The sequence below is a fragment of the Alcaligenes sp. LTN-3 genome (genome assembly GCF_059735605.1).
This window is the reverse complement of the sequence record NZ_JCAPDN010000001.1, coordinates 1,409,228-1,423,431: the sequence shown is the minus strand read 5'-3', so window position 1 is coordinate 1,423,431 and position 14,204 is coordinate 1,409,228. Positions and strand designations below refer to the sequence as shown.

Here is a 14,204-nt window from a genome sequence, read left to right as displayed (position 1 = left end):
GGATCACCAGCGATAGTTCAGGCTGGCCGTAATGGTTCGATCCTGACCAACAAAACAATATAGGCGAGAGGTGCAACTGGCGATGTACTGCTTGTTCGTCAGATTGTTCACATTCAGGCTGAGGGTCGCGCCGCTCAAGTCTGGAGAGAGCATGCCTAGGTTGTAGTTCAGGCCCAGGTCCACCAGCGTTGCCGAGGGGACTTCCAGCTTGTTGGTGGGATCACCATAGGTTTTGCCTAGATAGCGAACGCCTGCTCCCACTTGCAGACCATTGAGTAGACCTTGCTTGAAGGCGTAGTCCATCCACAGGGAGGCACTGTGTTTGGGCGTTTGTGTCAGGCTCTTGCCTTGATAGCTCGCGTCTTGCACCAGCTCGTTGTCTAGATAGGTGTAGCTGGCAATCAGGTTCAGGTCACGGGCCAGCTCGGTTGTAGCTTGCAGATCCAGGCCACGGGTACGCACTTTTCCGGCTTGCGTGTTGAAACCCAGATGGCTGGCATCCGCTGTTTTGACATTGGTTTGCTCAAGCTGAAAGACGGCAGCACTCAGCAAGGTTTTCGATCCAGCAGGGTGATACTTGATACCCAGTTCAGTTTGCTTGGTCTCGATAGGGACAAAGGCTTCACCTTTGTAATTGGTACCCAGGATCGGATCGAAGGAAGTGGCGTAGCTGATGTAGGGAGCCAGGCCCATATCGAACTGGTAGCTCAAACCGGCGCGGCCACTCCATTTCTTGTCGTTTTGATGGGTGTCGCGCGGAGTGGGGGAGTAGCTGTGGGTCTGATCGTCGGTTTTGGACCAGTCGTGGCGGCCACTCAAGGTCAGACGCCAGCGCCCGTAAGCAATCTGGTCTTGCAGATACACGCCAACGCGGGTGAAGTTCTGCTGGACTTTCCAGGGTGCAGCGTAGCTGGCGGTGAAGTCCGGGTAGATATTCGGGTGGTGAATGTCGCCATACGGGTCAAACAGGATGGGGCCAACGCTGTACAGCTCGTTTCTGAGGGTACCCTTGGAGTAATCTATGCCAGCCAGAACCGTGTGCGTGGTGGCACCCAACTTCAGTTCGCCGCGCAGATAGTTGTCCATCGAAAAGGTGTTGACCTTGGCGGGCGTCAGTTCATACGAGCCTTTCAACTGCGGCATGCCATTGACGTCCTGATAGCCATACACTACGCCGCGCTGAATATTGGACTGCACATACATATAGCGAGCGTTGCTGACAAAATTCCAGCCATTGTCGAACTCGTGCTCGAACAAGGAGCTGATGGAGTTCTGCTTGCGGGAGGACTGGGCGAAGTTGCTGTCCGTGAAGTTGCGATGACGGTCCACTTCAGGATAAGCCCCGCCCTCCAGACCCAGAACGGCAGCGGGCAGGCTGTTGTAGTTGGGCAACTCGGGCTCACGCGAGTGGGTAGCCAGAATTGTCCATGATGTTTGCGTGTTGGGACGCCAGGTAATGGCGGGGGCGAGGTAGAGCCGTTTGTGGCGTGTGTCCTCAATTTGGCCTTCGCTATCCAGCCCGCTGGCTGTAACTCGGTACAGTAAGGTGCCGTCCTGATTCATGGGGCCGGTGCTGTCAAAGCCCAGTTGCTTGCGGTTGAAGCGGCCATATTGAATATTCAGTTCATGGGCGGCGACGTCCTGCGGCTTGCGGCTGACTTGATTCACGATCCCGCCGCCGGTTCCCTGACCATAAATGGCGGCGGCAGGCCCGCGCAGCACTTCAATTCGTTCCAGAGAATAGGCATCTACTTGGGGCAGCCAGCTACCGGGGTTGCCGATAACACGCAGTCCATCCAGGTAGTAGTCCGCGTCCACACCGCGAATACGGGTCATATCCAGATAGCTGCCAAAGCCACCATAGCGTTCGCTGGTCGCACCGGCAGCGTAACGCAAGGCAGCACTGCTGCTGGTGGGTTGTTGCAAATCCATTTGTTCGCGAGTCACAACGGAAACCGATTGGGGTGTTTCCAGAATGGAGGTGCTGGTCTTGGTACCGATGCGGGATTTTTCTGCCACATAACCTTGTACCGGGCCGTTTTCCGTGTCTGAGCCACTCTGGGATGTGACAGTGATTGAAGGCAGGGTAGCCACATCGTCGGACTGCTGCTGGGCGTTGGATGTAGTGGTTTTTTGAGAGGACGGCGCGGTGGTTTGTGCCTGCGCGTACTGTGCGCTGATCAACATTAAAGTGGTGGCAAGTGCGGTGTAGCGCAAACGAGGTGAAGCCGACCAGCCCATTTCTGTCGAATGGGTTCTGGAAAACCAATGGGAGTTCATAACAACGTTTCCTGAGGTGTGGGAGAGATCAGAAGGCCAAGCGGAGGTGATTGTAATTATCGACCGACCGTCGGTCAATGTAAATAATTCGCATTACTTAAAAATTAAGCAGAATGCGGAAGGAGGGAATTAAGCGTTCAGGAGTGAGGCTACGGCTGGGAATCGGCGCCTGAGGCGGGGTCTGCATGAGTTAGGGAGGTAAATGTAAAAAGACCGAGGCAGGCTCGGTCTTTCTCTATGCTTTGAGGTGTATAGAAGGAAGCTGATCTTTACGCCCCATCCAGCAAATCTTGTCGCTCTTCCACCGACTGCTTCAGAAAGTGCCACAACCGGGTCAGGCTGGGATTTTGACGTTGCTCTTCATGGCAGAACATCCAGAAGCGGCGACGCAACTCCACCTGATCGGGCAGAACACAGCGCAAGCGTGGATCGGTTTTCGCCAAAAAGCAGGGCAGCACGGCAATCCCTTGCCCTTGCAAGGTAGCCTGATACTGTGCAATCACGCTGGTGCTACGAAAGCGTACGGCGGCAGATCGGACAATTTCCTCCAGGTAGCGCAGGCTGTCACTGAACACCAGATCATCTACATAGGCAATAAAGCGATGCCGAGACAGATCCTGCACGCTTTCTATGGGTGGGTGGCTATTCAAATAATCTTGATGGGCATAGAGCCGCAAGCTGTAGTCAGCCAAACGCGTGCACCAGTACGGCCCACGCTGGGGGCGCTCCAGTGCAATGGCCAAGTCCGCATCCCGACGTGACAGGCTGATAGGCCGGGGCACGGGCAGCAGCTCCAGAGTCAGCTCCGGATACTGAGTCTGAAAAATGCTGAGTAAGGGTGTCAGTACATAGCTGCCGAAGGCTTCGGTGCAGCCCAGGCGCAGCTTACCTGTCAAAGGTCTGGCCTTGCCGGTAATCGCATCTCGTGCCGCCAGCAAGCGGTTTTCTACTGGCTCCATGCGTTGCTGCAGATTCAGCCCTTCACTGGTCAGGCTATAGCCGCTGACGGTGGACTTGTGAAACAGGCGCAAGCCCAATTCCTGCTCCAAGGCTTGAATACGGCGGGCTACGGTGCTGTGTTGCACGCCCAGCCTCTGGGCCGCGACGCTGATTCGTTGGCAGCGAGCCACTTCCAGAAAATAACGCAGATTATCCCAGTCCATCGTGATGAGCCCGCCTTGAAAAAGACTTGTGCATAAATGCCCAGCTCCTGTGCATTTTTCATCATGGTAAACGGGTCTTGAGGCTTCTACACTCGATGAGAACCCTCATACAAGTGGGATAACAAATAAGGCTTAGCCGCCTGAGCAATTCATTGGAGACATGCTATGACGGAAGTGGTTCGTGTACCTTTGCTGATCGATGGACAACATGTTCAATCCAAGAGCACCCGTTGGGACGATGTGCTCAATCCAGCCACCCAGGAAGTGGTGGCCCAAGTGCCTTACGCCACAATGGAAGAGCTGGAGACCATTATTGCCAGCTCGGCCAAAGCCTATGAAAGCTGGCGCCATTCCAGCCAGGGCGCTCGCATGCGCGTCATGCTGAATCTGCAGCGTCTGGTGCGTGAAAACAGTACCAAGCTGGCTGAGGCCATCTCGCGTGAGCACGGCAAAACCATGCCCGATGCTGAAGGTGAAGTAGGCCGTGGCCTGGAGGTGATCGAATACGCGTGTTCTATTGCTTCGATGCAGTTGGGCGAGTATGCAGAAAACGCCGCAGGTGGTATTGATGTCTACACCCTGATCCAACCCTTGGGCGTGTGTGCAGGCGTGACCGCATTCAACTTCCCGGTGATGCTGCCGTGCTTCATGTTCCCGCTGGCCGTGGCTTGCGGTAATACCTTCGTGCTCAAACCTTCCGAGCAGGATCCTAGCGCCAGTCTGATGCTGGCCGAGCTGGCTCTGGAAGCCGGTCTGCCGCCAGGCGTGCTGAACGTGGTTCACGGCGGTGCAGAGATTGCCAATGCCTTGGTCACTCACCCCGAAGTCAAAGCCGTGTCCTTTATTGGTTCGACTGCTGTCGGCACCGAGATCCACCGTCGTGCGACGGAGGCAGGCAAGCGCTCGCAAGCCATGATGGGTGCTAAAAACCATTGCATCGTGATGCCAGATGCCGATCGTGATGTAGCGATCAACCAGTTGCTGGGTGCTGCTTTTGGTGCGGCAGGCCAGCGCTGCATGGCGATTTCGGTGGCCGTCATGGTTGGTGAAACCGGCGAGTGGATCGATGAGCTGGTCAAGCGTGCCGCAACCATGAAGGTCAATGTCGGTACTGATCGTCAGGCCGATTTGGGCCCACTGGTCTCGCCACGTGCTCGTCAGCGTGTGGAGTCCTTGATTGAAGCTGGGGTACAGGAAGGTGCCAGCCTCTTGCTCGATGGCCGTGGCGTGAAGGTGCCAGGTTATGAAAGCGGCAACTTTGTAGGCCCAACCATCTTCAATGATGTGAAAGCCGACATGCGCATTTACGAAGAAGAAATCTTCGGGCCTGTGCTGTGCATTGTGCGCGTCAACACCCTGGAAGAAGCGGTGCAGTTCATCAACCGCAACCCCAATGGTAATGGCGTGTCCATCTTCACCCAGGATGGCGGCCATGCGCGCTACTTCCAGAACCGTATCGACGTAGGCCAGATTGGTATCAATATCCCTATCCCTGTGCCGGTGGCCTGGTTCAGCTTCACGGGTTCGCGTGCGTCCAAGTTGGGTGATCTGGGCCCGAACGGCAAACAGGCTGTTCAGTTCTGGACACAGACCAAAACCGTCACGGCTCGTTGGCAGGCTCACGCCAATACAATGAATACAACCATCAGCATGACGTAATGGTTGCATCTATATATATAACTTAATGCAATAAGCGGGCTGCTTCTTATTACATATAATAGTCCTGTACCTGGGGCTATTAACATATGAATATTCAACAATTCCGCTTTGTCCGAGAGACCATCCGACGTAACTTCAATCTGACTGAAGCCGCTCGTTCGCTTTATACCTCCCAGCCGGGGGTGTCCAAGGCGATCATCGAGTTTGAAGATGAGCTGGGCATCAAGATTTTTGAACGTCATGGAAAACGCATTAAGGGCCTGACCCGACCGGGCGAAGCCGTCGCTGAGGTGATTGACCGCATCATGCGCGAGATCGACAACCTCAAGCGTGTCAGCGACGACTTCGCCCGCCGCGATGAGGGCACTTTGGTCATTGCTTGTACCCATGCCCAGGCACGATATTTGCTGCCCAAGGTGATCCCTGAATTCCGGCGTCGCTTTCCCAAGGTCCATATGTCCTTGGCGGAAGGTAGCCCACCCGTGCTGGCCCAGATGGTGCTACACGAGCAGGCCGACGTTGCGATTGCAACTGAAACCCTGGCCTTGACGCCGGGCCTGGTCGCTTTGCCGGTCTACACCTGGGAGCACACGGTGGTGGTGACGCCGGATCATCCGTTGGCTGATCTGCCTGCCAACAAGCAACTGTCCATCGAAACCCTGGCGCAATATCCCATCGTGACTTACGACCATGCCTTCTCGGGTCGGGGTTCGATTGATGAAGCCTTTGCCAAGCACGGCATCACTCCGGACATTGTGCTGGAGGCGATTGACGCTGACGTGATTAAGACCTACGTTGATGTCGGTCTGGGTATCGGTATCATCGCAGGCATCGCGTTCGATCCGCGTCGTGACAAGGGTTTGGTGGGCCTGCCAGCAGGGCATTTGTTCGGCGCGCACCATACCAAGGTAGCGGTGAAAGCCGGGGCCTTCTTACGTGACTACATTTTCGAGTTGCTGGAGATGTTGGCACCGGAATTGACCCGCGATGTGGTGCTTAGCGCTCTGGATGAAAAGCAGACTGGTAGCCCGTTGTAAAGCAGCGGCTGTTGAGCTGGTAACAGGGCCATCGTGTTTACACGGTGGCTCTTCTTGTTTGTGCTGCCAGCGGATGATTGCAAAGTTGGTAAGGACTTATGGTCGAAGGTAATAAGTAAAAATTGAAACAAGCTATCGACTCAATTGACTATGATAATAAGAATGATTATCATTATCCAACTTTCTTAGCCAATGGAGCTTTCTGTGTCTCAATACGTCAGTGCAGTCGTGGTTGGAGCAGACCGTCTGGGGAATATTCCCGACCTGCTCAAGATCCACAATATTTCGATCAAACACCATATTAGCGGGCGTGATCCCGCGCATCAGAAAAAAACCCTGCAGTTGCCTTCGGGCACCGATTTGTTGATTCTCCTGACCGATTTCCTGGGTCACAACGTCATGAAAACCTTCCGGGCCGCTGCCTTGAAGTCCGGTATTCGAGTGGTCGCCTGCCGACGCTCGGTTTGCAGTATGAAGCAAGCCTTAACCCAATGCGGCTATTGTGAGTCTTGTCCGCTCGGTAAGTCCAAGAGCCACTAGATTGGCGGCATGACTTACTGGGGCAAAGAAGGAATCTGTAAGAAAAAAAGCCACTGTTTCATCACAGTGGCTTTTTTGTGTATTGCCTGAAATGGCAGCAGGGCTGTCTTTACTTGACGCTACGCAGACGGGCTTCGGATTGCTGGGTATCGGCAGCGGCCAAACGCCGTGCACCGTTATAGCGTTTTTTCCAGTAACCCACTTGCATGCTCTCAACGCGTACTACGGCGCCAGTGCGAGGCGCATGAACAAATTTGTCATCGCCCAAGTAAATGCCTACGTGAGAGAAACGAGCGCCACGGGTATTGAAGAACACCAGGTCGCCTTTGCGCAGCTCGCTACGGTTAACTGAGATGCCTTCTTTAGCAATGTCTTTGGATTGGCGGGGTAGTTTCAGTCCCAGGGATTTTTCAGCGACGTAAGACACCAGGCCACTGCAATCAAAGCCAGTGCTGGGAGCGTCGCCACCAAAGCTGTACTTCACGCCCAGAAAATTAAGGGCAGTGGTGGCCAAGCCATGGTTAGAGGAAGCGTTTCGGCTGCTGCGGCTTTCGGTGCGCCCTTGGCGACGATCGCTGCTATACGCAATATTAATGTCGTTGCGAGCGCGATTGGCCAGATACGTACCTAACGGGTCGGACTCGGTCTGGAATTCGTAATCGGCGTAGTAAGCGTGATCCAGCTCTGCACGATCTTTGTTCTGGCTGGACTGTTGAGTTCCAGTGGTGGCGCACCCGGTTAAGGCTAGCGCACCGGCTAACAAAAGATACTTGGCGCTGCGATAAGTAATATGCAAAAGTGCGGGTGGATTCAGGTAATGTGGCGGCATGACCAGGGCTTTTTTAAGGACTTGGTGGGCAGCAGCACAACCTTGATGCCTATTTTTGCTGAAATTAGCAGCAATTGATGGGTATCAGGGCTGTAAGTATGGCTAAAAGCACCATACTTTGCCGAACGTTGCTGTGCGTTGAGTGCTAAGCAGTGTACCGGATGATAATTGCACCGTAAAGCATTGTAGGAGTGTATTTTGCGATTGAATCATACAGTTGCAAAGTGTGGCTGGCAGCGGTTTTCAAGCCCTGTTCATGGGTCCAGTGCTCTTTTGGGTGGCTTGCAGGAAATTAACCGAAATAGAGCGAAGTTTTACTGTTTATAGAGATTGAATGATGCGATTTATAGGACAAGCCCTAGGGAAAGCACTAAATGAAGGAGTACGGCTGCGTGAGTTGTGGGCTTGGGCTATGTACGATTTTGCAAACTCTGGCTACACCACCGTGATTTTGACCAGTGTTTACAGTGCCTATTTTGTAGGTGTGATCGCTGAAGGCCGCAATTGGGCTACCTTGGCATGGACCTTGGCCTTGTCTGCTTCGTATTTAAGCATCATGTTGACCATGCCCGGACTTGGTGCAAAAGCCGATGCCCGTCAAGGCAAAAGACGACTTTTGTTTAGCAGCACCATAGGTTGCGTGTTGGCAACCGTGATGTTGTATTGGGCCGGCCCCAATGACATTGTCTGGGCTCTGGTTTTCATTGCGTTATCCAATTATTGCTACTGCATAGGCGAGTCCGTTATCGGCGCTTTTTTACCGGAAATCGCTCGGCCTGACGCCTTGGGACGAGTCTCCGGTTGGGGCTGGGGTTTTGGCTATTTTGGGGGCATGTTGGCTTTGGGGCTGTCTCTCGGTTTCTTGACCTGGGCAACGTCGCAGGGCTGGACGGCTCAGGAGTATGTACCGGGCATTGCTTTGATTACGGCTACCTTGTTTGCTCTGTCGGCCTTGCCTTCTTTTTTGTTTCTGCGCGAACGCAGTGCGCCTAGTGGCGCAGAGCAGCAAGGCATGCTGTCGCGTTTGATTGCATCGGCGCGCGATGTGCATCAGCATTTTCCCGATTTCCGCACCTTGTTGTTGTGCGGAGCTGCCTATCAGGCTGGGATTGCCGTCATTATTACCTTGTCAGCGGTGTACGCCACTGAGGCCATGGGCTTTACGATGGCGCAAACCATGGCCTTGATTTTTACCGTCAATATCGCGGCAGCGGTGGGGGCGTTGCTGTTTGGCCATGTACAAGATCGCATTGGCCATCGGCGTGCGTTGGCACTGACGCTGTGCGCTTGGCTAGTCATGGTGGGGATTGCGGTCAGTACGCGTTCTTTGGCCGGATTTTGGACCGCAGCAGCCGTTGCCGGGCTATGTATAGGAAGTAGTCAAAGTGCGGGTCGGGCCATGGTGGGTTTGTTGGCACCCAAGAGCCGTTTGGCCGAGTTTTTCGCCTTGTGGACCTTTGCCATTCAGTTGGCTGCCGTATGTGGTCCGCTGTCTTATGGTCTGGTGACTTGGTTAAGTGGTGGAAACCACCGTTTGGCTCTGGCCTGCACGGGATTGTTTTTTCTGGCGGGCCTGCTGATCCTGTCGCGTTTGAATTTTCCGCGTGGCATTTTGGCCAAGAATCAAGCCGATCTCAGTTGTCAGGATTGAGTAAGTAAGGCACGTTACGTTTATATAAAATTAAGCTGGGCTGCCCTTGCGCATCCCAAAAAAAACACCAAATCTGGAAAATAAAGGAGCCAAACTATGAGCGGTCCAACGTCTATTGAATCCGTCCTGTCGGAAAGTCGGGTATTTCCCGTGTTCCCGGATCTGGAACGCGATGCTCGCATCGCTGGCATGGCAGCCTACCAGGAGCTTTGCCAGAAGGCCGAGCAGGATTATCCCGGCTACTGGGCGGAGTTGGCCCGTGATCGTCTGGTCTGGACCAAGCCTTTCACCCAGGTTCTGGACGATAGCAAGCCCCCGTTTTACAAGTGGTTCCATGATGGTGAGCTGAACGTCTCGGCTAACTGTCTGGACAAGCACCTGGGTACGCCCACCGAAAACAAAACCGCGCTGATTTTTGAAGCCGACGGTGGCGAAGTCACTAAAGTGACCTTCCGCGAGCTGTACGAACAAGTTTGCCAGTTTGCCAATGGTTTGAAAGCCCTGGGCTACAAAACCGGCGAACGCGCCTTGATTTACATGCCCATGTCGGTGCAAGCCATTGTGGCCATGCAGGCATGTGCCCGTTTGGGTATTACCCACTCTGTGGTGTTTGGTGGTTTCTCGGCCAAGAGTCTGCACGAACGTGCGGTGGACGTGGGCGCTACCTTGGTCATTACCGCTGACGAGCAACGTCGCGGTGGCCGTGCCATCCCTTTGAAAAATGCAGTTGACGAAGCCCTGAGCGGAGGCGACTGCGAAGCCGTGCGTCACGTTATCGTGTACAAGCGTACAGGCGGGCCTGTTGCCTGGCACGAAGGCCGTGACCTGTGGTGGGAAGATGCCGTCAAGGGCCAAAGCAGCGATTGCCCAGCCGTGTCCGTGAATGCAGAACACCCTCTGTTTGTTCTGTACACCTCTGGCTCCACTGGCAAGCCTAAAGGCGTGCAGCACTCTTCGGCTGGCTACCTGCTAGGTGCCATGCTGAGCGTACAGTGGACCTTCGATGCCAAAGACAGCGATGTGTTCTGGTGTACCGCCGACATCGGTTGGGTAACAGGCCACACCTTCATCACCTACGGCCCTCTGGCCGCTGGCGTGACACAAGTCGTGTTTGAAGGCGTGCCTACCTATCCGGATGCTGGCCGTTTCTGGAACATGATTGAGCGCCACGGTGTGACGGTGTTCTACACGGCACCTACCGCTATTCGCTCCTTGACCAAGGCAGCCGAAGCGGACGAGGCTATTCACCCCAAACAATACAATCTGGATAGCCTGCGTATTATTGGTTCGGTGGGCGAGCCCATCAACCCTGAAGCCTGGATGTGGTATTTCAAGAATGTGGGCCGCGAGCGTTGCCCCATTGTGGATACCTGGTGGCAGACGGAAACGGGCGGTCATGTCATTACTCCCTTGCCAGGCGCTACTCCACTGAAACCGGGTTCTTGCGGCCTGCCATTCCCCGGCATGGACGTGGCAATTGTGGACGAAGTGGGTGACGAAGCCGAGCGCGGCAATGGCGGTTTCCTGGTCATTCGCAAGCCTTGGCCCAATATGATACGCACCATCTGGGGTGACCCGGATCGCTTCGTGAAAAGCTACTTTCCGCCTGAGCTCAAAGGCTATTACCTGGCCGGTGATGGTGCGCAGCGTGATACCGACGGCTATTTCTGGGTCATGGGCCGTATTGACGATGTGTTGAACGTCTCGGGCCACCGTTTGGGCACGATGGAAGTGGAGTCGGCTTTGGTTGCCCACCCACTGGTGGCTGAAGCGGCTGTTGTGGGCAAGCCTGACCCAACGACGGGTGAAGCCATTGTGGCGTTTGTGGTGCTCAATGGCGATCTGCCATCGGGCGAAGAGGCCGACAAGGTTGCTGCCGATCTGCGCAATTGGGTAGGCAGGGAAATTGGTCCTATCGCCAAGCCTCGTGAGATCCGCTTCGGTGAGAACCTGCCCAAGACACGTTCGGGCAAGATCATGCGTCGTTTGCTGCGTTTTGTTGCCAATAACGAGCCGATCACGCAAGACGTATCCACGCTGGAAAACCCAGCAATTTTGGATCAGTTGTCCGAAGCACACTAAGTTTTTTGGTAGTTCCTGTTTGACCCTGGTTTCTTTCCGGAGCCAGGGTTTTTTTATTGCTTCTGATTATTGTGTCTTTGAGACCTGCTCAATACGGAATTAGCCTAGCATTGAGTCCGTGGTCAAAACATCGGTCCATGAATTCAAAGAAAAGGGGAAAGGTTTGAGTGGGGAACAGCAGGCAGACAGGGGGGCTTTGGCGCTGATGGGTTTGGTGGTGCTGACCTGGGGCATGAGCTGGGTCGTGATGAAGGCGATGACCGTCTACATCGGGCCAGTTGATCTGATTGCAGCACGCTATGCAGTGGCATTCGTTTTCTTATGGTTGGTGCTGCGTCTTAAAGGCGGACATTTGCGGCCCACACCCTGGAAGCTGAGTTTGGGTGTGGCCATTTTCCAGACCACTGGATTTCAGCTGCTTAGCCAGTTTTCCTTGCAGGTGGGTGGGGCGGGCAAGATGGTTGCCCTGGCTTACACCATGCCCATCTGGATCTTGTTGCTGTCCTGGCCCATGTTGGGACAGCGTCCCCAAAAGCGCCACGTAATGGGTATGGTGCCTGCGATTTTGGGTTTGATGCTCCTGATCGCGCCTTGGAAGGGAATGGGCGGCATACTGGGTTCTGTTTTGGCAACGCTCAGCGGTGTGAGTTGGGCCTTGGGGGCAATTTACTCCAAGCAGCTATTTGAACGTCATCGTGTTGAGCTGCTTAACGCCACAGTCTGGCAATGCCTTTTGGGAGTGGTCATTGTCCTGCCCTTGAGTTTCTTGATCCCCCAGCGCTCTTTGGTGATGGAGTGGCAAATGTTCAGCGGTGTGCTGTATCTGGGTGTGATCGCCACTGGCGTGGGTTGGTTGCTTTGGATGGCGGTGGTCAGCCGCGTCAGCGCGACCTTGGCTGGTATGTCCAGCTTGGGTGTGCCTGCACTGACCGTTCTGCTGGCCTGGTTGCTGTTGGACGAATGGCCCACTCAATTGGAGTTGATGGGAACTGGCCTGATTCTACTGGGGCTATTTGTCGTTAACTGGCCCAGCCGATCGCGCAAATCAAAAAGAACTTAAAAAAACCACCCGCGTGTGAACTGACTATTGTATTTCGCCATGAAAAACACCCCAAAGGTTGGATCAATGTCCAACTTTTGGGGTGCAGTTCAGTGGGTGGTTTTTTTCAGCATCAAACTGTCTGGCCTTGGTGTTATCGCCAAGGCCAGAGTTATTTTTACATGCCGTTGTACACCGGACCTTCACCACCTTGTGGAGGCACCCAGACGATATTTTGGGTAGGGTCTTTAATGTCGCAGGTTTTGCAGTGCACACAGTTCTGTGCATTGATCTGCAGCTTGTCGTCGCCGGTTTCGGTCTTGATGAACTCGTATACGCCGGCCGGACAGAAGCGGGCTTCAGGGCCACCGTAACGAGCCAGGTTTACGGCTACAGGCACGGATGGATCCTTCAGCGTCAGGTGAACAGGTTCATCTTCTTCGTGGTTGGTGTTTGAAATAAACACGGAACTGAGACGATCGAAGGTGATCTTGCCATCTGGCTTGGGGTAGTCGATGCGGGCGCATTCGGCTGCCGGCTGCAAACAGGCGTGGTCAGGCTTGTTGTTACGTAGCGTCCAGGGCATTTTGCCTTTGAGCAGACCTTGCTCCACAAAGGTCATGACGGACGCAATCGAGCGACCTTTCTTGAACCATTGCTTGAAGTTACGGGCCTTGTTCAGTTCCTCATGCAGCCAGGACTGTTTGAAATTCTCGGCGTATTGCGACAGTTCGTCCTGCTTGCGACCCGCTTGCAAGGCTTCGAAAGCGGCTTCAGCGGCCAGTGAACCGGATTTGATAGCAGCGTGGCTACCCTTGATGCGTGAGGCATTCAGGAAGCCCGCATCACAACCGACCAGTGCACCACCGGGGAAGCTGAGTTTGGGCAGTGCCAGCAAACCACCGGCCGTCAGGGAACGAGCCCCGTAAGCAATGCGCTTGCCGCCTTCAAATGTGGCGCGCAGGGCAGGGTGAGTTTTGTAACGCTGGAACTCTTCAAAGGGAGACAGCCAGGGATTGGCATAATCCAGACCCACCACCATCCCGACCATGACCAGATTGTTATCCAGGTGGTACAGGAAGGAGCCACCGTAGGTGTCTGAATCCAGAGGCCAGCCAGCGGTGTGAATCACCAGACCGGGCTGGGACTGGGATGGATCGACTTCCCACAGCTCTTTAATGCCAATGCCGTAGCTTTGTGCATTGCGGGATTCGTCCAGCTTGAAGCGTTCGGTCAGCTCACGGCCCAGGTGGCCACGCGAGCCTTCGGCAAAAATCGTGTAGGACGCCAGCAATTCCATGCCAGGCTGGTAGTGGGAGGTGTGGGTGCCGTCACGGGCCACGCCCATGTCACCGGTCAAAACACCACGTACCGCGCCTTGCTCGTCGTACAGAATGTGGGCAGCGGCAAAGCCGGGGAATATATCCACGCCTAGGGCCTCGGCCTGTTCACCCATCCATTGCACGACATTACCCAGGCGGACGATGTAATTGCCATGGTTCTTGAAGCAGTCGGGCAGCAACCACATGGGAGTGCTGCGTGCGCCTTTTTCGGTCAGGAACAGGAATTTGTCTTCGGTCACTTCTACCGAAATGGGGGCGCCTTGCGCTTTCCAGTCCGGCAGCAGTTCGTCCAGCGCGCGCGTATCCATGACGGCGCCGGACAGGATATGGGCTCCCACTTCAGCGCCTTTTTCCAGGATACAGACGCTGATTTCTTGTTCTTTTTCTTGGGCGAGCTGTTTAAGACGTATCGCGGTGGCCAGACCAGCAGGGCCAGCGCCGACGATAATAACGTCATATTCCATCGATTCACGTTCAGACATTGCTGCTGATCTCCTATTACGGCTTAGCGCTTTGTTCTTGATTGTTGGCGGGTGAAATTCGTGTACTGTGCGTACGGTCGATTGTATTGTAGTCTGAGC

At 54.6% G+C, this 14,204-nt stretch carries 10 protein-coding genes; 6 read left to right on the top strand and 4 right to left on the bottom strand.

What is annotated here, in order from left to right; genetic code table 11:
- Nucleotides 1-3: 3 nt before the first annotated feature.
- Both AC6I6N_RS06690 and AC6I6N_RS06685 read right to left on the bottom strand, forming a co-directional pair.
- Nucleotides 4-2,280 carry a TonB-dependent siderophore receptor gene (locus AC6I6N_RS06690; RefSeq protein ID WP_429647010.1) on the bottom strand — a complete coding sequence of 759 codons (2,277 nt, stop codon included), beginning with the start codon at nt 2,278-2,280 and terminating at the stop codon, nt 4-6.
- Nucleotides 2,281-2,549: 269 nt separating this feature from the next.
- Nucleotides 2,550-3,443, bottom strand: a complete 894-nt coding sequence (locus AC6I6N_RS06685; protein WP_094197287.1) for a LysR family transcriptional regulator — start codon at nt 3,441-3,443, stop codon at nt 2,550-2,552.
- Between the two features lie 165 nt (nt 3,444-3,608).
- Here AC6I6N_RS06685 and AC6I6N_RS06680 point away from each other — a divergent pair, with 165 nt between their 5' ends.
- The 3 genes from AC6I6N_RS06680 (at nt 3,609) to AC6I6N_RS06670 (ending at nt 6,679) form a co-directional block, all read left to right on the top strand.
- Nucleotides 3,609-5,102: a CoA-acylating methylmalonate-semialdehyde dehydrogenase gene (locus tag AC6I6N_RS06680; RefSeq protein ID WP_094197286.1), complete on the top strand. Its 1,494-nt coding sequence runs from the start codon at nt 3,609-3,611 to the stop codon at nt 5,100-5,102.
- 86 nt (nt 5,103-5,188) lie between these two features.
- Entirely contained in the window at nt 5,189-6,139 is a 951-nt protein-coding gene (locus AC6I6N_RS06675; RefSeq protein ID WP_094197285.1) for a CysB family HTH-type transcriptional regulator, read from the top strand.
- A 204-nt stretch (nt 6,140-6,343) separates the two neighbouring features.
- The gene (locus tag AC6I6N_RS06670; protein ID WP_009456553.1) at nt 6,344-6,679 is read left to right on the top strand and encodes a DUF2325 domain-containing protein; all 336 of its coding nucleotides are present in this window, start codon (nt 6,344-6,346) and stop codon (nt 6,677-6,679) included.
- Nucleotides 6,680-6,788: 109 nt separating this feature from the next.
- On the opposite strand, the gene AC6I6N_RS06665 is transcribed toward AC6I6N_RS06670, so the two are convergent.
- Entirely contained in the window at nt 6,789-7,508 is a 720-nt protein-coding gene (locus tag AC6I6N_RS06665; RefSeq protein ID WP_395013561.1) for a C40 family peptidase, read from the bottom strand.
- A 334-nt stretch (nt 7,509-7,842) separates the two neighbouring features.
- Between AC6I6N_RS06665 and AC6I6N_RS06660 the strand changes: the two genes are divergently transcribed.
- From AC6I6N_RS06660 to AC6I6N_RS06650, 3 genes are all read left to right on the top strand, one after another.
- A complete protein-coding gene (locus tag AC6I6N_RS06660) occupies nt 7,843-9,159 on the top strand; it encodes an MFS transporter (protein WP_429647014.1) in 1,317 nt (438 codons plus the stop codon).
- A gap of 96 nt (nt 9,160-9,255) precedes the next feature.
- Nucleotides 9,256-11,241: an acetate--CoA ligase gene (gene acs, locus AC6I6N_RS06655; protein WP_094197282.1), complete on the top strand. Its 1,986-nt coding sequence runs from the start codon at nt 9,256-9,258 to the stop codon at nt 11,239-11,241.
- A 163-nt stretch (nt 11,242-11,404) separates the two neighbouring features.
- Complete coding sequence (locus tag AC6I6N_RS06650) at nt 11,405-12,301, top strand: DMT family transporter (RefSeq protein WP_234354320.1); 897 nt, start codon at nt 11,405-11,407, stop codon at nt 12,299-12,301.
- A 157-nt stretch (nt 12,302-12,458) separates the two neighbouring features.
- Here AC6I6N_RS06650 and AC6I6N_RS06645 read toward each other — a convergent pair whose 3' ends face one another.
- Nucleotides 12,459-14,105 (bottom strand): electron transfer flavoprotein-ubiquinone oxidoreductase, encoded by a 1,647-nt coding sequence (locus AC6I6N_RS06645; protein WP_162496901.1) that lies wholly within the window; start codon nt 14,103-14,105, stop codon nt 12,459-12,461.
- Between the last annotated feature and the right edge of the window lie 99 nt (nt 14,106-14,204).